The organism is Pseudogracilibacillus auburnensis, from assembly GCF_003201975.1.
Lineage (GTDB): Bacteria > Bacillota > Bacilli > Bacillales > Amphibacillaceae > Pseudogracilibacillus > Pseudogracilibacillus auburnensis.
In genome coordinates this window covers 1-19,363 of sequence record NZ_QJJQ01000005.1, presented here as the reverse complement: position 1 = coordinate 19,363, position 19,363 = coordinate 1, and the positions used below count along the sequence as shown (strand labels likewise).

General features: G+C 37.0%; 18 protein-coding genes. 13 read left to right on the top strand and 5 right to left on the bottom strand.

Going from position 1 to position 19,363, the window contains the following annotated elements; all coding sequences use genetic code 11:
• Positions 1-60: 60 nt before the first annotated feature.
• Positions 61-690, top strand: a complete 630-nt coding sequence (gene upp / locus DFR56_RS08325) for a uracil phosphoribosyltransferase (protein ID WP_110394976.1) — start codon at positions 61-63, stop codon at positions 688-690.
• Between the two features lie 863 nt (positions 691-1,553).
• Here the strand turns inward: upp and DFR56_RS08320 are convergent.
• Both DFR56_RS08320 and DFR56_RS08315 read right to left on the bottom strand, forming a co-directional pair.
• Positions 1,554-1,997, bottom strand: a complete 444-nt coding sequence (locus DFR56_RS08320; protein WP_110394975.1) for a VOC family protein — start codon at positions 1,995-1,997, stop codon at positions 1,554-1,556.
• A 79-nt stretch (positions 1,998-2,076) separates the two neighbouring features.
• Complete coding sequence (locus DFR56_RS08315) at positions 2,077-2,991, bottom strand: helix-turn-helix transcriptional regulator (RefSeq protein ID WP_110394974.1); 915 nt, start codon at positions 2,989-2,991, stop codon at positions 2,077-2,079.
• Positions 2,992-3,173: 182 nt separating this feature from the next.
• Between DFR56_RS08315 and modA the strand changes: the two genes are divergently transcribed.
• The 12 genes from modA (at position 3,174) to ilvA (ending at position 17,064) form a co-directional block, all read left to right on the top strand.
• The gene (modA, locus tag DFR56_RS08310) at positions 3,174-4,013 is read left to right on the top strand and encodes a molybdate ABC transporter substrate-binding protein (protein ID WP_244916461.1); all 840 of its coding nucleotides are present in this window, start codon (positions 3,174-3,176) and stop codon (positions 4,011-4,013) included.
• Between the two features lie 16 nt (positions 4,014-4,029).
• Complete coding sequence (modB, locus tag DFR56_RS08305) at positions 4,030-4,710, top strand: molybdate ABC transporter permease subunit (RefSeq protein ID WP_110394973.1); 681 nt, start codon at positions 4,030-4,032, stop codon at positions 4,708-4,710.
• Between the two features lie 11 nt (positions 4,711-4,721).
• A complete protein-coding gene (locus DFR56_RS08300) occupies positions 4,722-5,378 on the top strand; it encodes an ATP-binding cassette domain-containing protein (protein WP_110394972.1) in 657 nt (218 codons plus the stop codon).
• A gap of 405 nt (positions 5,379-5,783) precedes the next feature.
• Positions 5,784-6,674, top strand: a complete 891-nt coding sequence (gene ilvE / locus DFR56_RS08295; RefSeq protein WP_110394971.1) for a branched-chain-amino-acid transaminase — start codon at positions 5,784-5,786, stop codon at positions 6,672-6,674.
• A 692-nt stretch (positions 6,675-7,366) separates the two neighbouring features.
• The gene (ilvB, locus tag DFR56_RS08290; protein ID WP_110394970.1) at positions 7,367-9,094 is read left to right on the top strand and encodes a biosynthetic-type acetolactate synthase large subunit; all 1,728 of its coding nucleotides are present in this window, start codon (positions 7,367-7,369) and stop codon (positions 9,092-9,094) included.
• Positions 9,091-9,612, top strand: coding sequence for an acetolactate synthase small subunit (ilvN, locus tag DFR56_RS08285; protein ID WP_110394969.1), 522 nt, complete (start codon positions 9,091-9,093; stop codon positions 9,610-9,612). The genes ilvB and ilvN overlap by 4 nt, the downstream gene beginning before the upstream one ends.
• 311 nt (positions 9,613-9,923) lie before the next feature.
• On the top strand, positions 9,924-10,922 hold the full coding sequence (ilvC, locus tag DFR56_RS08280) for a ketol-acid reductoisomerase (RefSeq protein WP_110394968.1): 999 nt from the start codon (positions 9,924-9,926) through the stop codon (positions 10,920-10,922).
• Between the two features lie 211 nt (positions 10,923-11,133).
• Complete coding sequence (locus DFR56_RS08275) at positions 11,134-12,714, top strand: 2-isopropylmalate synthase (RefSeq protein WP_170124498.1); 1,581 nt, start codon at positions 11,134-11,136, stop codon at positions 12,712-12,714.
• Positions 12,715-12,956: 242 nt separating this feature from the next.
• A complete protein-coding gene (gene leuB, locus DFR56_RS08270; protein ID WP_110394967.1) occupies positions 12,957-14,018 on the top strand; it encodes a 3-isopropylmalate dehydrogenase in 1,062 nt (353 codons plus the stop codon).
• Between the two features lie 24 nt (positions 14,019-14,042).
• Complete coding sequence (gene leuC, locus DFR56_RS08265; RefSeq protein WP_110394966.1) at positions 14,043-15,449, top strand: 3-isopropylmalate dehydratase large subunit; 1,407 nt, start codon at positions 14,043-14,045, stop codon at positions 15,447-15,449.
• A 13-nt stretch (positions 15,450-15,462) separates the two neighbouring features.
• Entirely contained in the window at positions 15,463-16,047 is a 585-nt protein-coding gene (gene leuD, locus DFR56_RS08260) for a 3-isopropylmalate dehydratase small subunit (protein ID WP_110394965.1), read from the top strand.
• A gap of 9 nt (positions 16,048-16,056) precedes the next feature.
• Positions 16,057-17,064: a threonine ammonia-lyase gene (ilvA, locus tag DFR56_RS08255; protein WP_244916460.1), complete on the top strand. Its 1,008-nt coding sequence runs from the start codon at positions 16,057-16,059 to the stop codon at positions 17,062-17,064.
• A 298-nt stretch (positions 17,065-17,362) separates the two neighbouring features.
• Here the strand turns inward: ilvA and DFR56_RS08250 are convergent, their stop codons facing one another.
• The 3 genes from DFR56_RS08250 to DFR56_RS08245 all read right to left on the bottom strand — a co-directional run.
• On the bottom strand, positions 17,363-18,394 hold the full coding sequence (locus DFR56_RS08250) for a serine hydrolase domain-containing protein (protein ID WP_158525572.1): 1,032 nt from the start codon (positions 18,392-18,394) through the stop codon (positions 17,363-17,365).
• Positions 18,395-18,723: 329 nt separating this feature from the next.
• Positions 18,724-18,873: a hypothetical protein gene (locus DFR56_RS22905; RefSeq protein WP_158525570.1), complete on the bottom strand. Its 150-nt coding sequence runs from the start codon at positions 18,871-18,873 to the stop codon at positions 18,724-18,726.
• A 47-nt stretch (positions 18,874-18,920) separates the two neighbouring features.
• The coding region (locus DFR56_RS08245; RefSeq protein ID WP_110394963.1) for an IS3 family transposase at positions 18,921-19,363 on the bottom strand (443 nt) is incomplete at its 5' end.

The window sequence follows — 19,363 nt, the reverse complement described above, 5'->3', positions numbered from 1 at the left end:
GACAATTAAGGTAGAAAAATGTAATATAGTAACGAAAATGGTCTGAAAGGTGGAGGTAGTGTGGGCAAGCTGATTATATTAGATCATCCATTAATCCAACATAAATTAACATATATTCGGGATGAAAATACCGGTACAAAGCAATTCAGGGAATTGGTTAATGAAGTTTCCATGTTAATGGGGTTTGAAATTACACGTAATTTGCCTTTGAAGGAAATAGAAGTTAATACACCAGTAACAAATTGTCGTGCACAAGTACTTACAGGTAAGAAAATAGGGTTAATTCCTATTTTAAGAGCTGGTCTTGGTATGGTAGATGGTATGCTTCAATTACTTCCAGCTGCAAGAGTTGGACATATTGGATTGTATCGTGATCCTGAAACCTTTATGCCAGTAGAATATTATATAAAACTTCCGTCTGATATTTCGGAACGACTTTTAATTGTACTTGATCCTATGCTTGCAACCGGTGGTTCGGCGAATGATGCAATTGAATCCTTAAAAAAACGTGGGGCTAAGTCGATTAAACTAATGTGTCTTGTTGCTGCTCCTGAAGGGGTAAAAGTAATCCAAGAAAATCATCCTGATGTCGATATTTATATTTGTTCACTTGATGAATCCTTAAATGAAAAAGGATATATTGTTCCGGGTCTTGGTGATGCTGGTGATCGGTTATTCGGTACTAAATAATTTTATACAATGCAGAAAATCCAGCCAAAAGGGAAAAATGGCTGGATTTTTACTTTTTTAAATCCCTCTACTTATAAACTCACCTTTCGCACCAATAAAAGGCGTTCAAACAGTTCGCTTGGTTAAGCTTTGGTGCTTTTAATATATCCTTGACAACCTTAGGATAATAAACCGTTTTCCAAGAGATTGGGACTGCGAATCCTTCTCCTACCAAATAGATTTGTTGTTTTTTACATATAAGCGTATAAAAGATAAACTGTGTAGTAACTTCAAATAGCGTGATGACCTACCGCTGCGGAAATACACTCCGCTTTCCGCGGGCGGCTGATAAGCCTCCTTGTGCTACGCACTGCGTAGTCTCATCTATGCCTTTCCTCCCGCAGGAGTCTCCGTGTATTTTCTTCGCTCAGGTGGGTGTTGTCACTCATATGGTTATTTGTTTATGGGTGTAATCACATTATTATCATTCACCTTAAGTATAGTTGATTGGAGCGTAGGACAGTCGACTCCTGCGGGAAAAGCACGTGTCTGAAGCCCCCGCAGGAAGCGGTTTTTGCTTCCGAGGAGGCTGAAGTCGTGCCCGCGGAAAGCGACTGTCCGTAGCGGAAATCAACGTTGCTGTGACTAGGTTTTGTAGACGAAAATATTATATTAAGTTACTGAGCAGTTTATTTCAAATGCGTAGCAACAAACGTAACGAAAAGAGCAAGTCGAGTCTAGGTGTAAACAGACTGCTCCTGAGCAAACAGTTCATCCAATGTCTACTTGAGCACTGTAACTTCATCCCACTTTATTCTACGAAGGTTTTTTGTTTATTTCACTCTGCGAAAGAAGAAAAGTTATAAATCTTAAACAATAGAATTCTATTCATCACGGATAACTAACATATTCGATTCGTCAAATTCCCAGTCTTCTCCATAAGCGACTTCCCAATAATAACCATCGAGATCGGTAAAATAACCACCATATCCGCCCCAATCGGTTTTTGTAGGTTCTTTTTGAATGGTAGCCCCAGCAAGTTTTGCTTTTACGATTAACTCATCGACTTCTTGTATCGATTTTGCATTATAGGCAAGAGTGATTCCAGGAAATCCGTTCGAAATGGGCGGTGGAGTTTCATTGTTTATATCTTTTGCAAGCAATTCCAATGGGTATAAAGCTATCTTCGTCCCTTCGTTTTTAAAGAAAATGATAGCTGGATCTGTTTCCGTTCCTCTAATGGAAGTTTCAAATCCAAGTTTTTTATAAAACGAATGGGCTTTCACGATATCTTTTGTTCCAAGTGTAATAATATTTAATCGGTTCATTCAATACCCCTCCTTTATGATAATGGATGTACGATGAAGCTTTTGATAGTGATGACTTTATTCTAAAAATAGCCCCCTCCTATTGTTCAAACCTGATATTTCCTGTTTCTTGTATATTGTGCCCTAACGATTGCAATGCTTTTTGAAAATCTTTATTTTGGACAACTTGCATTATTGTTTGAATAAGTTCATTGTTTTCTTTTGATTTCAAAATAACCAAATCATAGTATTCTTCAACCATTGGAACAAAATCAATATCCGCCATTTTAGCTGCGTGCCAAGTTCCGACACCAACATCCGCTTGTCCGCTTGCTACAGTGCTTGCCACATCGATATGACTCGTTACCTCGTTAGAATATCCATTTATGTTCGTTTTATCTATGGCATGTAGGCGTAATTGTTCATCAAGTAATACGCGGGCACCCGCGCCTGGTTCCCGATTTACCATCGTTATTGTTCCGTCATTAAATTGATCCCATGAGGTAATGTTGTTGGGATTTCCTTTTGCTACAAAAAAACCAGCCTTTCTTTTCAGCAAATGGATAACGATAAACGATTTACTAACGAGCAATTTTCGGATGTATGGAATATTATATGTTTTTGTATCCCCGTCAAATAGGTGGGTACTAACAATATCACCTTTTCCTTGATACATGGCGACCAACCCGTCAAGACTACCTGTATAAGACCGTAATGGACGAAAATGATGATTGCCCTCTATTTGTTTTGCTAAAATATCAAGACAGTTATCTTGCCCGCTGATGATAATTGGACGCATATTTCCGCTTTCAGCTATATCTGCTATTTGATGTCTTTCGATAGAACGATTACCACGGTTTGTATACTCTTCTAATGCGGTTCTATTGACACGAATTTGCCTTCCAACTCGATAGGATGGCAAATCCCCTTTTTTAATAAGATCATACACGGTTAATTTTGAAACTTTTAATGCTTGTGCTACTTCTTCTGTTGTTAATGAATCATTTTGTAGCAAAATAATCTCCTCCAAAATAATCAACTATTATTAGTTTATCATTTATTATTCTAAATAAGTATATCGGGAGCGACGATTATAGAAAAATTTAGAAAATTTATTTACTTATGAAATGATACTAGTTATAATTAGTTATAATTAAACATAATTAGTTATAAGTAGTTATAAAAGGGGGATATAAATTGAAGCATATTAAAATGTTGTTGTTTGCTTTGTTTGTCATTGTATTCGTTGTGGCTTGTAGTAATGATGGCGGTGAAGAAGAAACGACAACAAATGAATCAGAAGAATCGGCAACAAACGAGTCAGATGAAGGGACAAAGAGCGAAGGGGAACCGGCTGAACTATTTATTTCCGCTGCTGCTAGTTTAACAGATGCAATGGATGAGATTAAACCGCTTTATGAAGAAGAACATAATGTAGAGCTAACGTTTAATTTTGCTGGTTCCGGTAAATTAGCACAACAAATTCAACAAGGTGCCCCAGTTGATGTGTTTATTTCGGCGAATGAAAATTGGATGGACACGTTGGTGGAAGAAAATTTAATTAAAGAAGATACTCGTGTAGACGTAACAGGAAATAAATTAGTGTTAATCGTTAGGAAAGATTCAACGATCGATTATAGCTCCTTTGAAGATATTGAACTTGATGATGTGGAACAAATTGCGATCGGAAACCCTGAAAGCGTACCGGCAGGGGAGTATACCGAAGCGGTACTAAAAGCGATTGATAAATGGGATGAACTTGAAAGCAAATTTGTTTTTGCACAAGATGTTAGACAAGTACTTACATACGTAGAAACAGGAAATGCGGAAATTGGTTTCGTTTATGAAAGTGATGCAATAAGTTCTGATCAAGTAAAAATTTTAACGGAATCTGATCCGTCTATGCATGATGCCATTATTTATCCTGGAGCAGTTACAGCAGACTCAGAACAAGAAGAGAAAGCAAATCAGTTTATTGAGTTCTTATTGTCAGATGAAGGCCAGGAAATCTTAGGGAAATATGGATTTAATAAATAAATGCTAGGGGTTAAAGATGGAGCACATTAACTTTTTTCCTTTATGGTTATCATTAAAGACGGCAGGAATATCGACGGTAGTTGTTTTTTTGTCAGGTGTTTTTTTAGCGTATATCATTGCACGTAAAGTATTTGTTGGAAAAAGTGTCGTAGAAGCAATTTTTTTACTACCACTTGTTTTACCCCCGACAGTAGTCGGTTTCGGCTTGTTGTATTTATTCGGGAAAAATGGAATTATTGGGAAGTTGCTAATGGACCTTTTTGATTTTCAAATTGTCTTTACATGGTATGGCGCAGTTATTGCATCGATTGTTGTTTCTTTCCCGTTAATGTATCAAAGTGCATCTGCAGCATTTCAGCAATACGATAAAAATATAGAAAACGCTGCATTAACGATGGGAAAATCACGCTGGAAAGTATTTTGGACGATTTCATTTCCGCTCGCCTGGCCAGGACTATTAGCAGGTTTAGTGTTAGCATTTGCAAGGGGTTTAGGTGAATTTGGGGCGACTTTAATGCTTGCTGGTTATATTCCCAATGCAACAGATACAATTCCACTAGCCATTTACTTTGCAGTTGAATCTGGAAAGATGGATGTTGCTAAGTTTTGGGTAATGATTATTGTTGCGCTCGGTTTTTTCGCCATTTTATGGTTGAATTGGTGGAGTGCTCGTAATATGATGAAGCATAGTCGATAGGAGAGATTAGCGTGCTTACAGTACATATGGAGAAACAATTATCGCATTTTACATTAGATGTAAAGTTTAATGTGGGAAGAGAAATCGCCGTTTTATTTGGACCTTCAGGTTCAGGTAAAACGACGATCCTTAACGGCATTGCTGGGTTAACCAAAATCAATGACGGAGAAATTCGTTTGAATGAGAGGGTTTTATTTCGGGAAGGCAAGTCACTCGTCCCTGTACAAGAAAGAAAAGTTGGTTACTTATTTCAAGATTATGCATTATTTCCCCATAAGACAGTTTGGGAAAATATTGAATACGGAATGAAGCAAGAAAGTTTTGCTAAAAAATTAATTGATAAATTACAAGTTGGACATTTATTAACCCAATATCCCCATGAAATTTCAGGTGGAGAAAAACAAAGAACAGCATTAATTAGGGCGATTGCGACTGAGCCTGAATTACTTTTACTCGATGAACCTTTTTCAGCACTAGATGAAAAAACGAAAAATAATAGTTACGAACAATTATTGGCTGTTCATCAAGAATGGCATATTCCGATTATTTTAGTGACACATAATAAAAGTGAAGTGGAATTATTAGCAGATAAAGTATTATATATGAAGAATGGTAAAATAATGGAAGAGAAACTGCAGGAAAAAGAAAAGATTAGCTTAAAAATGTAGCAAACGTATTGACTGATAAGTTAAAAAGTTGTATCATTATCGTCACATTAGTAAATTAATTCATGGTAGTTTTTTACTAGATTATAATGAGGAACTGACTAGTACGTAACATCTAGGGTGCATAAATGTATGCAAGAAGAACTGTTATGTGACAGATTATTCATTCGCTGGAACTGGTCGAATCAACACTATGTATTAGCATCTACACTATTTTAGTAAATAAGAAAGTATAAATTCTTTCTCTCTGCTCATTGGCTAAAAGCGCAAGCGTCCTGTGAGTAAGTGTAACTAGCGGTCTCGCTTTTAAAAAAGCCAAGTTTTCTAAGATGCTATAAACAGAGTGGCATTATAAAATACACTAGTAACTCCTATACATCGAAATAACGTAAGAAAGAAGTGCTGAAGTTGAGTGATCAGTTAATTTACGTCAATGGTCAGTTTGTTGAAAAGAAAAAAGCTGTCATATCCATCTACGACCATGGATTTTTGTATGGGGATGGAGTGTTTGAAGGAATACGCGTCTATGAGGGAAATGTGTACAAATTAAAAGAGCATATTAATCGTTTATATGAATCTGCTCATTCCATTATGTTAAACATTCCACATAGTAAAGAAGAACTTCAACAAATTATTGTAGAAACAGTTTGTAAAAATGAATTAAATAGTGCGTATATTCGTGTTGTTGTCTCGCGAGGAACAGGAGATTTAGGGTTAGACCCAAGAAATTGCCCAGAGCCAACGGTCATTGTTATTGCTGAAGCTTTGTCGATTTATTCAGATAACCTTTATAAAAAAGGGTTAAAACTTGCTTCCGTTGTTAATCGAAGAAGTAGTCCAGACGTGTTAAATCCACAAATAAAATCATTAAACTATTTAAACAATATTTTAGTAAAACTTGCCTCTGTTCAAGCGGATGCGGATGAAGCTCTCATCTTGAATAACCAAGGGTATGTGACGGAAGGATCGGCTGATAACATATTCATCGTTAAAAATGGCAAGATCAAAACGCCACCAGTTTATCTTGGAGCGTTAGAAGGAATTACACGAAATGCACTTATTGATATTGCAAAGGAACAAGGTTTTTCAGTGGAAGAAACACCTTTTACATTACATGATGTCTATATTGCAGATGAAGTGTTTTTGACAGGTACAGCGGCTGAAGTAATTCCCGTTGTTACAGTAGATAATCGACAAATTGGAGATGGCCATCCAGGAGAAATCACGAGACGTTTATTACATGAATTTAGAAAACAGACGTTAATTGATGGCGTGCCATGCTATATGAAAACAAATTAATTTTTTAAAAATTTTAACGATTCAAAAGATTACATTTTTGTGAAATTTATATATATTACTGTATTTTTATAAAAAATAGCGTATAATAAAAGAATAATTGCAATCATAAAATAGAAAAAATGAACATATTTTTATAGATAACTCGATGACGGGAAAAAAGGAATAGGAATTCATGTATTTACAGAGATCTAGGGTTGCTGGAAGCCTAGAAATACATCTTATTCTGACATCATCCTTGAGTGCTGTGCTGAACGAGATTCTATTAGGCATAGTCAGGTGTCCTACATACACCTGTTACCAAAAAGGACTTTTATTGGAAGATAAGAAAGGATAAAATTTTCTTGTCACGTAAGGCTTTCGATATTCAATGCTTGGAGATAAGCCGAACCTTCTAATAAAGTCTGTAAAGATAGCCTTCGTGAGAATGCTATGAATTACCTGGGTGGTACCGTGAAAAGTAACTCTTTTCTCCCCATAAATCTATTGATAGGTTTGGGAGAAAAGGGTTTTTTTAGTTTTGGTACCTACTGTAGTAAAGTTTATGGCTTTCTATATGTATAGGAAAGCCGAAGTATATTAGTCATTGGAGGATGAGATCTTTTCACAAAAATAAGGCATATTTTTTAAAAACCTATTTCATTTGTAGCTTTGACATCGATTGATTAAATATAAAAAGAACTTGTAAGGAGGAAATGACATTGAAAGCAGAGGCAAAACCAAGCCCTCAGATGACGAGTAAACCGAAGACGGGTGCAGATTTGTTAATTGAGTTGTTGGTTGAGGTAGGAGTAGATACAATATTCGGGTATCCGGGTGGAGCTGTTTTACCGATTTACGATGCTTTATATCGTAGTAATGCGCCTTTCAAACATGTTTTATCAAGGCATGAACAAGGCTCGATTTTTGCAGCTGAAGGTTATGCTCGTGTTACTGGTAAGCCTGGAGTTGTACTAGCTACATCAGGACCAGGAGCTACGAATTTAATAACAGGGATAACGGATGCGAAGATGGATTCATTGCCGCTAGTAATTTTTACAGGGCAAGTTGCAAACCATGTTATTGGTACAGACGCATTCCAAGAATCAGATGTGTTAGGTATTACGACTCCAATCACTAAATATAATTATCAAGTGAAGAAAATATCAGATTTGCCAAGAGTTGTTAACGAGGCGTTTCATATAGCGACAACAGGAAGACCTGGACCGGTCGTCATTGATATTCCAAAAAACATTTCAGAAACATTATCAAACAGTTCATTTGAGACAGATTTCTATTTGCCAGGATATCAGCCGACAACTAAACCAAATCCATTACAGATTGTAAAATTGTCTGAGGCATTAGGAAAAGCAAAAAAACCTGTTGTATTGGCTGGTGCAGGAATTTTATTCTCTAAGGCGACTGACGAATTAAAAGAATTTGTCGAAAAATATGAATTACCAGTTGTCAATACATTATTAGGACTTGGAAGTTTTCCTGGATCGAACCCACTTTCATTAGGAATGGGTGGAATGCATGGATCTTATACGGCAAATATGGCTTTATATGAATGTGATTTATTAATTAATATTGGGGCTCGATTTGATGACCGTTTAACAGGAAACTTAAAACATTTTGCTCCAAATGCTAAAGTAGCACATATTGATATTGATCCAGCAGAGATTGGGAAAAATGTACCAACTGAAATTCCAGTCGTTGCGGATGCTAAAAAAGCGTTGCAAGCATTACTGAAAAGTAAGATTAGTATGCCAAAACACCAAGAATGGAAAGAACATTTACAACAAAATAAAGAAAAGTATCCATTATGGAACGAAAGATCTGATGAAGCAATTTCACCACAATGGCTACTAAAAAAGATCCATGAAATAACGAATGGTGATGCTATTGTAACGACAGACGTAGGACAGCATCAAATGTGGACAGCACAATATTATACACTTGATAAACCACACAACTGGGCATCTTCTGGTGGGCTAGGGTCGATGGGATTCGGTTTTCCAGCGGCGATAGGTGCACAATTTGGAAGACCAGGAGAATTGGTTGTTTCTATTTCAGGTGATGGTGGATTTCAAATGAATATGCAAGAATTAATGTTACTTAAACAATGGAATTTACCGATTAAAGTAATTATTATGAATAACTCTGCCCTTGGAATGGTAAGACAGTGGCAAGAAAGCTTTTATGATGAAAGATATTCTGAATCTTTACTCGACATGAATCCAGACTTTGTTAAATTGGCAGAAAGTTATGGCATTCGGGGAATGAAAATTGAACAGGAATCTGAAGTGGAAGCAGCTTTAGAGGAAATATTCGCTTACGACGGACCTGTCGTTGCTGATTTTCGGATCATTAAATTCGAAAAAGTATATCCGATGATTGCTCCTGGAAAAGGAATTCATGAAATGATAGGGGTGACGAAATGAAGCGTATTATAACAGCAACTGTTCAAAACCGTAGTGGGGTTTTAAACCGAGTGACAGGAATGTTGCAACAAAGACAGTTTAATATTGAAAGTATTTCAGTAGGAGAAACAGAAACTCCTGGCATATCGAAAATGACGTTAGTTGTGGAAGTAAGTGATCATCAAAAAATTGAACAATTAACGAAGCAGCTGAACAAACAAATCGATGTCATTAAAGTATCTGATATTACAGATAAAGCAATTGTAGCTAGAGAATTAGCTTTAATAAAAGTTGCAAGCACCCCACAATTAAGTAATGAAATTCAAGGGCTAATTACACCATTTCGGGCATCAGTGATCGATATAAGTAAAGATAGCATTACCATCCAAGTTACAGGAAAACCAGAAAAAACGGATGCACTTATTTCTTTACTCCGCCCTTATGGTATTAAAGAATTAGCTAAAACAGGTGTCACTGCCTTTTTACGTGGACATCAACCACAAGCACAAGTTACAGAGATAAATCATTTCACTGTCTAAAAATAGGGTATCTGATTAGCTTGTGGAGGGCATTTTAATGTTTTAGCAAATGGAATATCCGAGACTCCTGATCGGCTAAAGGCGATCACGTCTTGAGATTGGGACTACGGTTACTCGTCGCAATAAACATTGCCCGTCGCGGGAAGTATAGTTTAAGTGAGACCCCGCAACGAGCAAAGCGAGTATGTTCCATTTGCAGGATTAGGAAGCAGAACCTTTTGTTTCCCGATTATCCTAAGTTTATGGATCTACTATTTTCATTTTTATAAAATAAAAAAATATAAAGCATATATGCAAAAGGAGAATTATTTATGTCAAAAGTACTTTACGAGAAAGATATTAACAAAGAGGTTTTACAAGGAAAGAAAATTGCTGTAATCGGGTATGGTTCTCAGGGACATGCACATGCACTTAACTTACGCGATAGTGGGTTTGACGTTGTTATAGGTATTCGTCCAGGTAACTCACAGAAGAAAGCGGAAGAAGATGGTTTTACAGCTCTTGCTGTTGACGAAGCTGTTAAGCAGTCTGATGTTGTAATGGTTTTACTTCCAGATGAGCTTCAAGCACGAGTTTATACAGAGAGCATTAAAGATAACTTAAAAGAAGGAAGCGCGCTAGCGTTTGCTCACGGATTTAACGTTCATTACCACCAAATCGTTCCACCAGCGAATGTTGACGTATTTTTAGTAGCACCAAAAGGACCTGGTCATTTAGTTCGTCGTACGTTTGAAGAAGGTGCAGGAGTACCAGCACTTTACGGAATTTATCAAGACTATACAGGAAACGCCAAAGACGTAGCATTAGCTTACTCAGTAGGTGTTGGTGGGGCGCGTGCAGGTGTGATCGAAACAACATTCCAAGAAGAGACAGAAACAGACTTATTCGGTGAGCAAGCAGTTCTATGTGGAGGAGCTACAGCACTTATAAAAGCTGGTTTTGAAACATTAACAGAAGCTGGATATCAGCCGGAAGTTGCTTATTTCGAATGTTTACACGAGTTAAAATTAATCGTAGACCTTCTTTATGAGGGTGGACTTGAGAACATGCGTTATTCAATCTCTGACACAGCACAGTGGGGAGACTTCGTTTCAGGACCACGTGTAATCAACGATGAAACGAAAGCACGTATGAAAGAGATTCTTGAAGAAGTACAAAATGGTGAGTTCGCTAAAGGTTGGATCTTAGAAAACCAAGCAAACCGTCCGAAGTTCAACGCAATTAATGCTCGTGAAAACCAACATCCAATTGAAAAAGTTGGTAGAGAATTACGTGATTTAATGCCTTTTGTCAAAAACCCATTGAAATAATATAAACATAATGGCATTCGGATTATCGTGTGAAAAATAAGGATGTTAATTCACCTAGCAAATGGAATATACGAGACTCCTGTGGGAGGAGAGGCATCGATGAGACCCCGCAGAGCGTAAGCTCGAGGAGGCTCAACAGCCGCCCACGGAAAGCGAGTATATTCCATTTGCGGGGATATCACACTATTTTCCGATTACCCAACAAAAGGACGTGAATATTTTGTCGAAAATCCAAATTTTTGATACGACCTTAAGAGATGGTGAACAATCACCTGGTGTAAATTTAAATAAATTAGAAAAATTAGAGATTGCTAAACAACTAGAACGCTTTGGAGTAGATAGAATGGAGGCGGGGTTTCCCGCTTCCTCCAAAGGCGATTTTGAAGCAGTGAAAATGATTGCCGATACGATTAAAGGTACATCTGTAACAGGGCTTGCGCGTTCCGTGAAATCGGATATTGATGCAGCTTGGGAAGCATTAAAAGGTGCCGACGAACCTTGCTTACACGTATTTCTCGCAACATCACCTATCCATATGACTTATAAACTAAAAAAGTCGCCAGATGAAGTAATCGATCTTGCAGTTAACATGGTTCGTTATGCAAGTGAAAAGTTTTCACAAGTTCAATGGTCAGCAGAAGATGCTTCACGATCTGATTTAGCCTTTCTGGCACAAATTATTGAAAGAGTTATTGATGCTGGTGCAACAGTGATTAATTTACCGGATACAGTTGGTTATGCTACACCAGATGAATACGGAAAAATGTTTAAGTACATGAAAGAAAATGTACCAAATATTGATCGTGCGATTCTTTCCTGTCATTGTCATAATGATTTAGGCCTTGCAGTTGCAAACTCCATTTCGGCTGTTGAAAATGGTGTGAAACAAATTGAAGGCACGATAAATGGAATTGGGGAAAGAGCTGGGAATGCTTCTTTGGAAGAACTAGCAGTAGCCTTCCAAATACGTTCAGATCGCTATCCGTATGAAACAAATCTGAAGTTAAGTGAAATTAAACGTACAAGTGATTTAGTTTCCAAGTTAACAGGTATGCAAATTCAAGCGAATAAAGCTATCGTTGGTAAAAATGCTTTTGCTCATGAATCTGGGATCCACCAAGATGGTGTCTTAAAACATGCGGAAACATATGAAATTATTACACCGGAATTAATCGGTTTATCTTCAAATGTACTGTTTTTAGGAAAGCATTCCGGGCGCCATGCTTTTAATGATAAAGTAAAAGAAATGGGATATGAACTAACAGATGAAAAACTGAAAGAAGCATTTGAACAGTTTAAGCTTTTAACAGATCGTAAAAAAGAAGTGACAGATGATGATTTATTTACGATTTTAACAGAGATTCAAACGGACTCTTCGTCTGTAGATAAATATGAGCTCGAAATGTTTCAAGTTCAATATGGTTCCAATAATATACCAACAGCAACAGTTGTATTAAAAACACCTGAACATACTATTATACAGGAAGCATGTACAGGTAGTGGCAGTGTAGAAGCATTATATGCAACACTTGACAAACTCATCTCAGAAGAATTAGAAGTAGTAGATTATCAGATTAGCTCCGTTGGCGGAGGTAAAGATGCATTAGCACAGTCTAATGTTCAACTCCTTGTAAATGGAGAGCAAATGAATGGTAGAGGGTCTGCGCAAGACGTAATTGAAGCATCAGCAAACGCCTTTTTGAATGCAGTAAATCGCTACGTCATTCAAAAACAAACGAATATTAATAATAATAGTGCGATTACAAAAAGGAGGATAAAAAGGACCGAGTAGTTCGAGGCGGCGTAGCATTGAGCGACGGAGCGTATTCATTTTAATACGTGAGTAGCGGAAAGGCAAGCCAATTAGAAAACTTGGCATTAGCCACTGCAAATGCCTTAGTTACGCTTATGCAGTAAGAAAGGATTAATACTTTCTTAACCGCCAAAGAAATACGAATTGTCATTTTTTACCGGACCTTTTAATAACCTCTAAATAAAATAATACAATCATAAATGTAGGAGGGAGTGGACAATATGGAAAAAAATATCGTCGTACTTCCAGGAGACGGAATTGGTCAAGAAATCATGGATGCAAGTATCCAAGTTTTAACGAAAGTAGCCGAAAAATTTAATCATAAGTTCAACTTTGAACAATATGAAATTGGTGGTACATCTTATGAGAAAGATGGTGAACCATTAACAGACGAAACAGTAAATGCATGTTTAAAAGCAGATGCCATATTATTAGGGGCAATTGGTGGACCAAAATGGGATTCCTTGCCACCACATCTTCGTCCAGAACAAGGGCTATTAAAAATTCGTAAAGCATTGAACTTATATGCAAATATTAGACCAATTAAAGGGTTTGAGCCACTATTACATGCCTCGCCACTGAAAGAATCGGTGATTAAAGGAAGCGATATTTACATTGTTCGTGAGCTTACTGGAGGTCTATATTTCGGAACACCTCGAGAAAGACGTGAAGATGGCAATGTGGCAGTTGATACTTTGTTATATCATCGTAACGAAATAGAACGAATTGTTGAAAAAGGATTTGAAAGTGCAAGAATTAGAAATAAACATTTAACATCTGTCGATAAAGCAAATGTATTAGAGTCTAGTCGTTTATGGAGAGAAATTGTTGAGGAAAAAAGGAAAGATTATCCTGATGTCAAAGTGGATCATATGTTAGTTGATTCAGCAGCAATGAAGTTAATCACTGATCCAACAAGTTTTGATGTTATCGTAACAGAAAACTTATTCGGTGATATTTTAAGTGACGAAGGTTCTGTTCTAACTGGATCGATCGGAATGCTTCCTTCTGCAAGTTTATCTGAAACAATCGGATTATATGAACCTGTACATGGCTCTGCACCTGATATTGCAGGGAAAGGAATTGCAAACCCGCTTGGAATGATTCTCTCATCTGCTATGATGCTCCGTTATTCATTTGATTTAAATGAAGAAGCAACAGCCATTGAAAAAGCAGTAGAGGAAAGTTTAGAGCAAGGCATTCATACTGCTGACTTAAAAATACATCATGGAAAAGAAGTTGGTACAAAGGAAATGACGGAAACGGTCATTAGTAATTTATAATGCCATAAAAGCGGAGGTGTTCATATGGCAAAGCCTAAAACGATTATTGAGAAAGTTTGGGAAAAGAAGGTCGTACACGAAGAGGCAGGAAAGCCTGATTTAATCTATATAGATTTACATTTAATTCATGAAGTAACATCACCACAGGCATTTGAAGGGTTAAGATTGGCAAATAGAAAGGTTCGCAGACCAGATTTAACTTTTGCCACGATGGACCATAATGTGCCAACACTAAATCGGGATGAAATTAAAGATCCCATTGCCAAATTACAAGTAGACACATTAACGAAAAACTGTGAAGAATTTGGCATTACACTCGCAGATATGCATCATCCTGACCAAGGTATTGTCCATGTAATTGGACCACAGCTTGGATTAACGCAACCAGGGAAAACAATCGTTTGTGGGGATAGTCATACTTCGACACATGGAGCATTTGGAGCAATTGCATTTGGAATAGGAACAAGTGAGGTTGAGCATGTTTTTGCTACCCAAACCTTATGGCAAGAAAAGCCAAAAACATTAAATGTACGTGTGGAAGGTGACTTAGGACCTGGCGTCACCGCAAAGGACTTAATTTTAGCAATTATTGCAAAATTCGGCGTCCGTATGGGAACTGGTTATATTATTGAATATACTGGTGAAGCAATTCGAAAACTTTCCATGGAAGAGCGTATGACGATTTGTAACATGTCTATTGAAGCAGGTGCACGTGCGGGTCTCATTAGTCCTGATCAAACAACGGTAGAATTTTTACGTGGTAAAAGGCATGTGCCAAAAGGAGAAACATTTGATCAGTTGGCAAAAGAATGGTTAGCACTTGCGACAGACGAAGGTGCAACTTACGATAAAGTATTAACGATTCATGCAGATGAGGTAGAACCACAAGTGACATGGGGGACCAACCCTGGAATGGGTGTTCCTATAAATGGTCATACACCAACACTAGCTAATGTTTCGAATCAAGAGGAAGTAAAGTTAGCACTTGAATATATGGGATTAGAAGAAAATCAAGCAATTACATCCATTGAGGTCGACCACGTGTTTATCGGATCTTGTACAAATTCGCGTATGAATGATTTAAGAAAAGCGGCAAAAATTGTACAAGGAAAAAAAGTGAAAGACACTGTGCGTGCCATTGTTGTACCTGGTTCTTTCTTAGTAAAAATGCAAGCTGAAGAAGAAGGAATCGATCAGATCTTTAAAGATGCGGGTTTTGAATGGCGGGATGCAGGTTGCAGTATGTGTTTAGGAATGAACGATGATATCGTTCCTCCTGGCGGTAGATGTGCTTCCACATCAAATCGTAATTTTGAAGGTCGTCAAGGAAATGGAGCGAGAACACATTTAGTCAGCCCAGAAATGGCAGCAGCAGCAGCTATTGAAGGACATTTTGTCGATGTCCGCACATATAAGGAAGCGGTAAATTAGAAAGGGTGGCATCATGGAAGCAATCAAGAATCATACAGGTCTTGTTTATCCATTAAATCGAACGAATGTAGATACAGACCAAATCATTCCGAAACAATTCTTAAAACGAATTGAAAGAACGGGGTTTGGACAGTTTTTATTTTACCATTGGCGATTTGATGATGAAGGTAATAAAAGAGAGAGCTTTAGTTTAAATGACCCTAAATATGAACATGCATCGATCTTAATTGCAGGCGATAATTTTGGCTGTGGATCATCAAGAGAGCATGCTCCTTGGTCATTGATGGACTTTGGTTTTCGTGTTATTATCGCACCAAGTTTTGCCGATATTTTTTATAATAACTCCTTTAAAAATGGACTTGTTCCGATCAAAGTGGATGAGGAGCAAGTGAATAAATGGTTAGAACAAGCGGCACAATCTGAATTAACATTAACGGTTGATTTAGAAGAAAAAACAATTACAGATAATAACAATCTGCAAATTGCTTTTGATATCCCAGAATACAATCGTCAAAATTTATTAAATGGTTGGGATGAAATAGCATTAACATTGCAATTAGAAGATAAAATTAGTAAATATGAACAAACTACATTATAGTATTAGTAAGTGGATCTAGCTAGGGAGTGTGGACTAATTGGGGATTTATTAACGGGTGAAAAAATTTATAAGGCGTTAGAACGTTTAAAGCCGATCGTTCACCGAACACCATTAATTACATCGGAAACGACAAATCGAATCGTCAACAAAAAGGTATACTTCAAAATGGAGAACCAACAAAAAACAGGAGCATTTAAATTTAGAGGTGCCACATTTAAATTAATGCAACTGACAAATGAGCAACTCGAAAAAGGTGTTATTACAGCTTCCGCTGGTAATCATGCACAAGGAGTCGCATATGCATCAAGAAAGCTTGGGGTGAAAGCAACGATTTATATGCCCGAAAAAACCCCGCATAGTAAAATTGAAGCAACCCAAAATTACGGTGCAGAAGTTGTATTAGTTGGTAGCTCTTTTCAAGAAGCATATGAAGCATCAATGGAAAGGCAAAAGGAAACAGGTGCAACATATGTACATCCATTTGATGATTACGATGTGATGGCTGGTCAAGGAACGATTGCAATGGAAGTATTAAGGCAGGAAGACCGCATTGACACATTTCTAGTGCCAATAGGTGGAGGTGGACTTATAAGTGGGATTGCAGTAGCTGCGAAGCATGTAAATAAGAATATCCGAATTATTGGTGTGCAAGCAGAGCGAATTTCAGCTTCCTATAACAGTTTCCATCATATAAAACCGACTAAACCTCTACGTGCTGATACAATAGCAGAAGGAATTGCCGTAAAAAACCCAGGTGAGCTCACTTTGCCACTTATTAAACAATATGTGGATGATATTGTAACAGTTACAGAAGAAGAAATAGCAAGCGCCATTCTGTATATGCTAGAACGTAATAAAACATTAATGGAAGGTGCTGGAGCAGCAGCACTTGCCGCATTATTTGCACATAATGATTATATAAAATCAAGGCATTGTGGAGTGATTGTTAGCGGAGGGAATTTTGACATTGATAAAATCCCACTAATTCAACAATTGGCTAACAAACATTCAGCATAGATGAAAATAAGGCTAGGGGAACTCCCAGCCTTATTTTTTCGTTTTATAGGAAATTATATTTAATTATACGATGGATAAAAATTCAATTGCGAAATTAGATACATCTTGCTCCAACTTTCACACGAGAGAGTGCATGACCACGATGATGCATCCATTTCCTAGTTTTGAGGTAACGAAAAGGGAACGCGGTGTCCCCGCCGCGCTCCCTCCACAGTCGAAAATCGCGTTCAATGTCACGTGGTGTGTCGCGCATTTAGCTTGTAAGAGTACTTGCGCCTTTGTTCTTTGTTAACATTAATTATGATTGAGGTGCTAAAACCTTATATACCCCATTAGCAATATCTTCTTGAACGAGTTGACCGAACCCTAAAAACACCCTAATTAATTTAAACAAAGAATGTTTTTTAGTAGTAGCAACGATAATGCCTAATTGTTTTTCTTTTTTTATGCCAATATACGTATTAAATCCAACTGATCCGCCAGTATGCCAATGAATTATTTCGCCTGTCTCTTTATCCTGAGAAATTATCCATCCAAGTCCCATATGAGTATTTTTATTAATTTTATGTTGTTTTTTATGAGTTAGATTAAAATCTTGAAGTAAAGGAGTGTTGAGCAGTCCTAAATTAGCTTCTAAAAATAGAAACATATCATGCATGGTACTTCTTAATGCTCCTGCCCCTGCCAAGGATGGAATGGAAAGCGGAGGAATTTCCTTCTTTTTCTGATACGATTTAATTAACTTATCTTCATGTTCGTCATTGATATGAATGAATGTATTATTCATATGAAGAGGTTTACAAATCCGATCCCGAATGGTATCTTCAAAGTTCTTACCAATCAATTCTGTTAGTAAATTACCTAAAAATCCATAACCAACATTCGAATATTTCCATTTTTGTTTAGTCCTTCTTAACTTATGGTTTAATAAAAAATGTTCCAAATCTTTACTCTCGTATGAAGCATAAGGGTTCATTCGGTCTTTCACTTTAAGATTGGAAGCTTCTCTAGGTAAATTTGATGTATGAGTCACTAAGTTTCTTAACGTCATATCTTTACCAAATGCTCGTTGATACTCAGGGTTATAATGTACAATAGGCTCATCCAACTGAATAATATTATCTCTTACCATTGTTTGTAATAAAACAGCTGTAAACACTTTTGAAATAGAACCTATTTCAAAAATTTTGTCCTCCATTGCTACATTGGAATGTTTATCAAGACCTACAGAGTACAATTCACGCCCATTTTGATTAATAATCCCTAGTAAAATTTTTTCGTTTTCTCTATGAAGCTTAGACTCTAAAAGGCTTTCAATCCTGTTTTTCATCATTACTCCTTTACATTCCTGTTTAATCCAATATTAACATATACATACACAAAATGGTATGAAAAGAGAATTCATCACTTATGCAGATTATGAAAGAAAATAATTACAATAGGCGTGTGATTTCCAAGTACATACTTGGTGATGAGTTTTATTTTAAACTGTTCACTATGTTTAACCGAATCAATTTCATCATTCAATATAGTGCTTCAAAAATCGAACTATATTGCTTGAGAAAAAGGCTTTCACTCCAGGTGGTCGCTTTCCGCTGGCGGCTGATAAGCCTCCTGCCCTGGCAAGGGGTATGCAGACGTTGCCCGCAAAGGGCGGTTTTAGTCTGTAATCTTTCGATATTGCGGGGTCTTATCTAGGAGTCGACCACCTGCCGTTCCAGACAAAATTTTATAAGATGTAAAAACGAACGATAACATTATACGTTTGTTTGTTGTTCTAGGTAGTCTATTATGAATTGACTCAACCATAAAAACACCCCCTAAAGGGTGGTTACCCCCAAAAGTTAGAGTTTTTATTATGAAGCTGATTGGCTGGATTGAGTTCGGTATTCGACTGGACTCAATCCAGCCAATTTTTCTTTTGATCGTTCATGGTTGTACCAGTAGATATATTCTTCAATCCGTCTTCTTAATTCTCCATAGCTTACTAATTCTTCTCCGTAATACATTTCTTGCTTTAAAATGCCAAAGAAATTCTCCATCGAAGCATTGTCTGCGCAGGTTGCTTTACGTGACATACTTTGAAACACTTTATTTTCTTTTAATGTCTTGACCCATTGGTTGTGTTGATAATGCCAGCCCTGGTCTGAATGAATGGTGGTGCGATAAGTTGCACGATTCTTTATTATCCCGATCGTTTCTTTCAAAGGGTCCATGACAAGATCTAAAGTTGGACGTTTCTTCATTTCATAGGCAATAATTTCACCATTATAAAGATCAAGAATTGGATTTAAATATA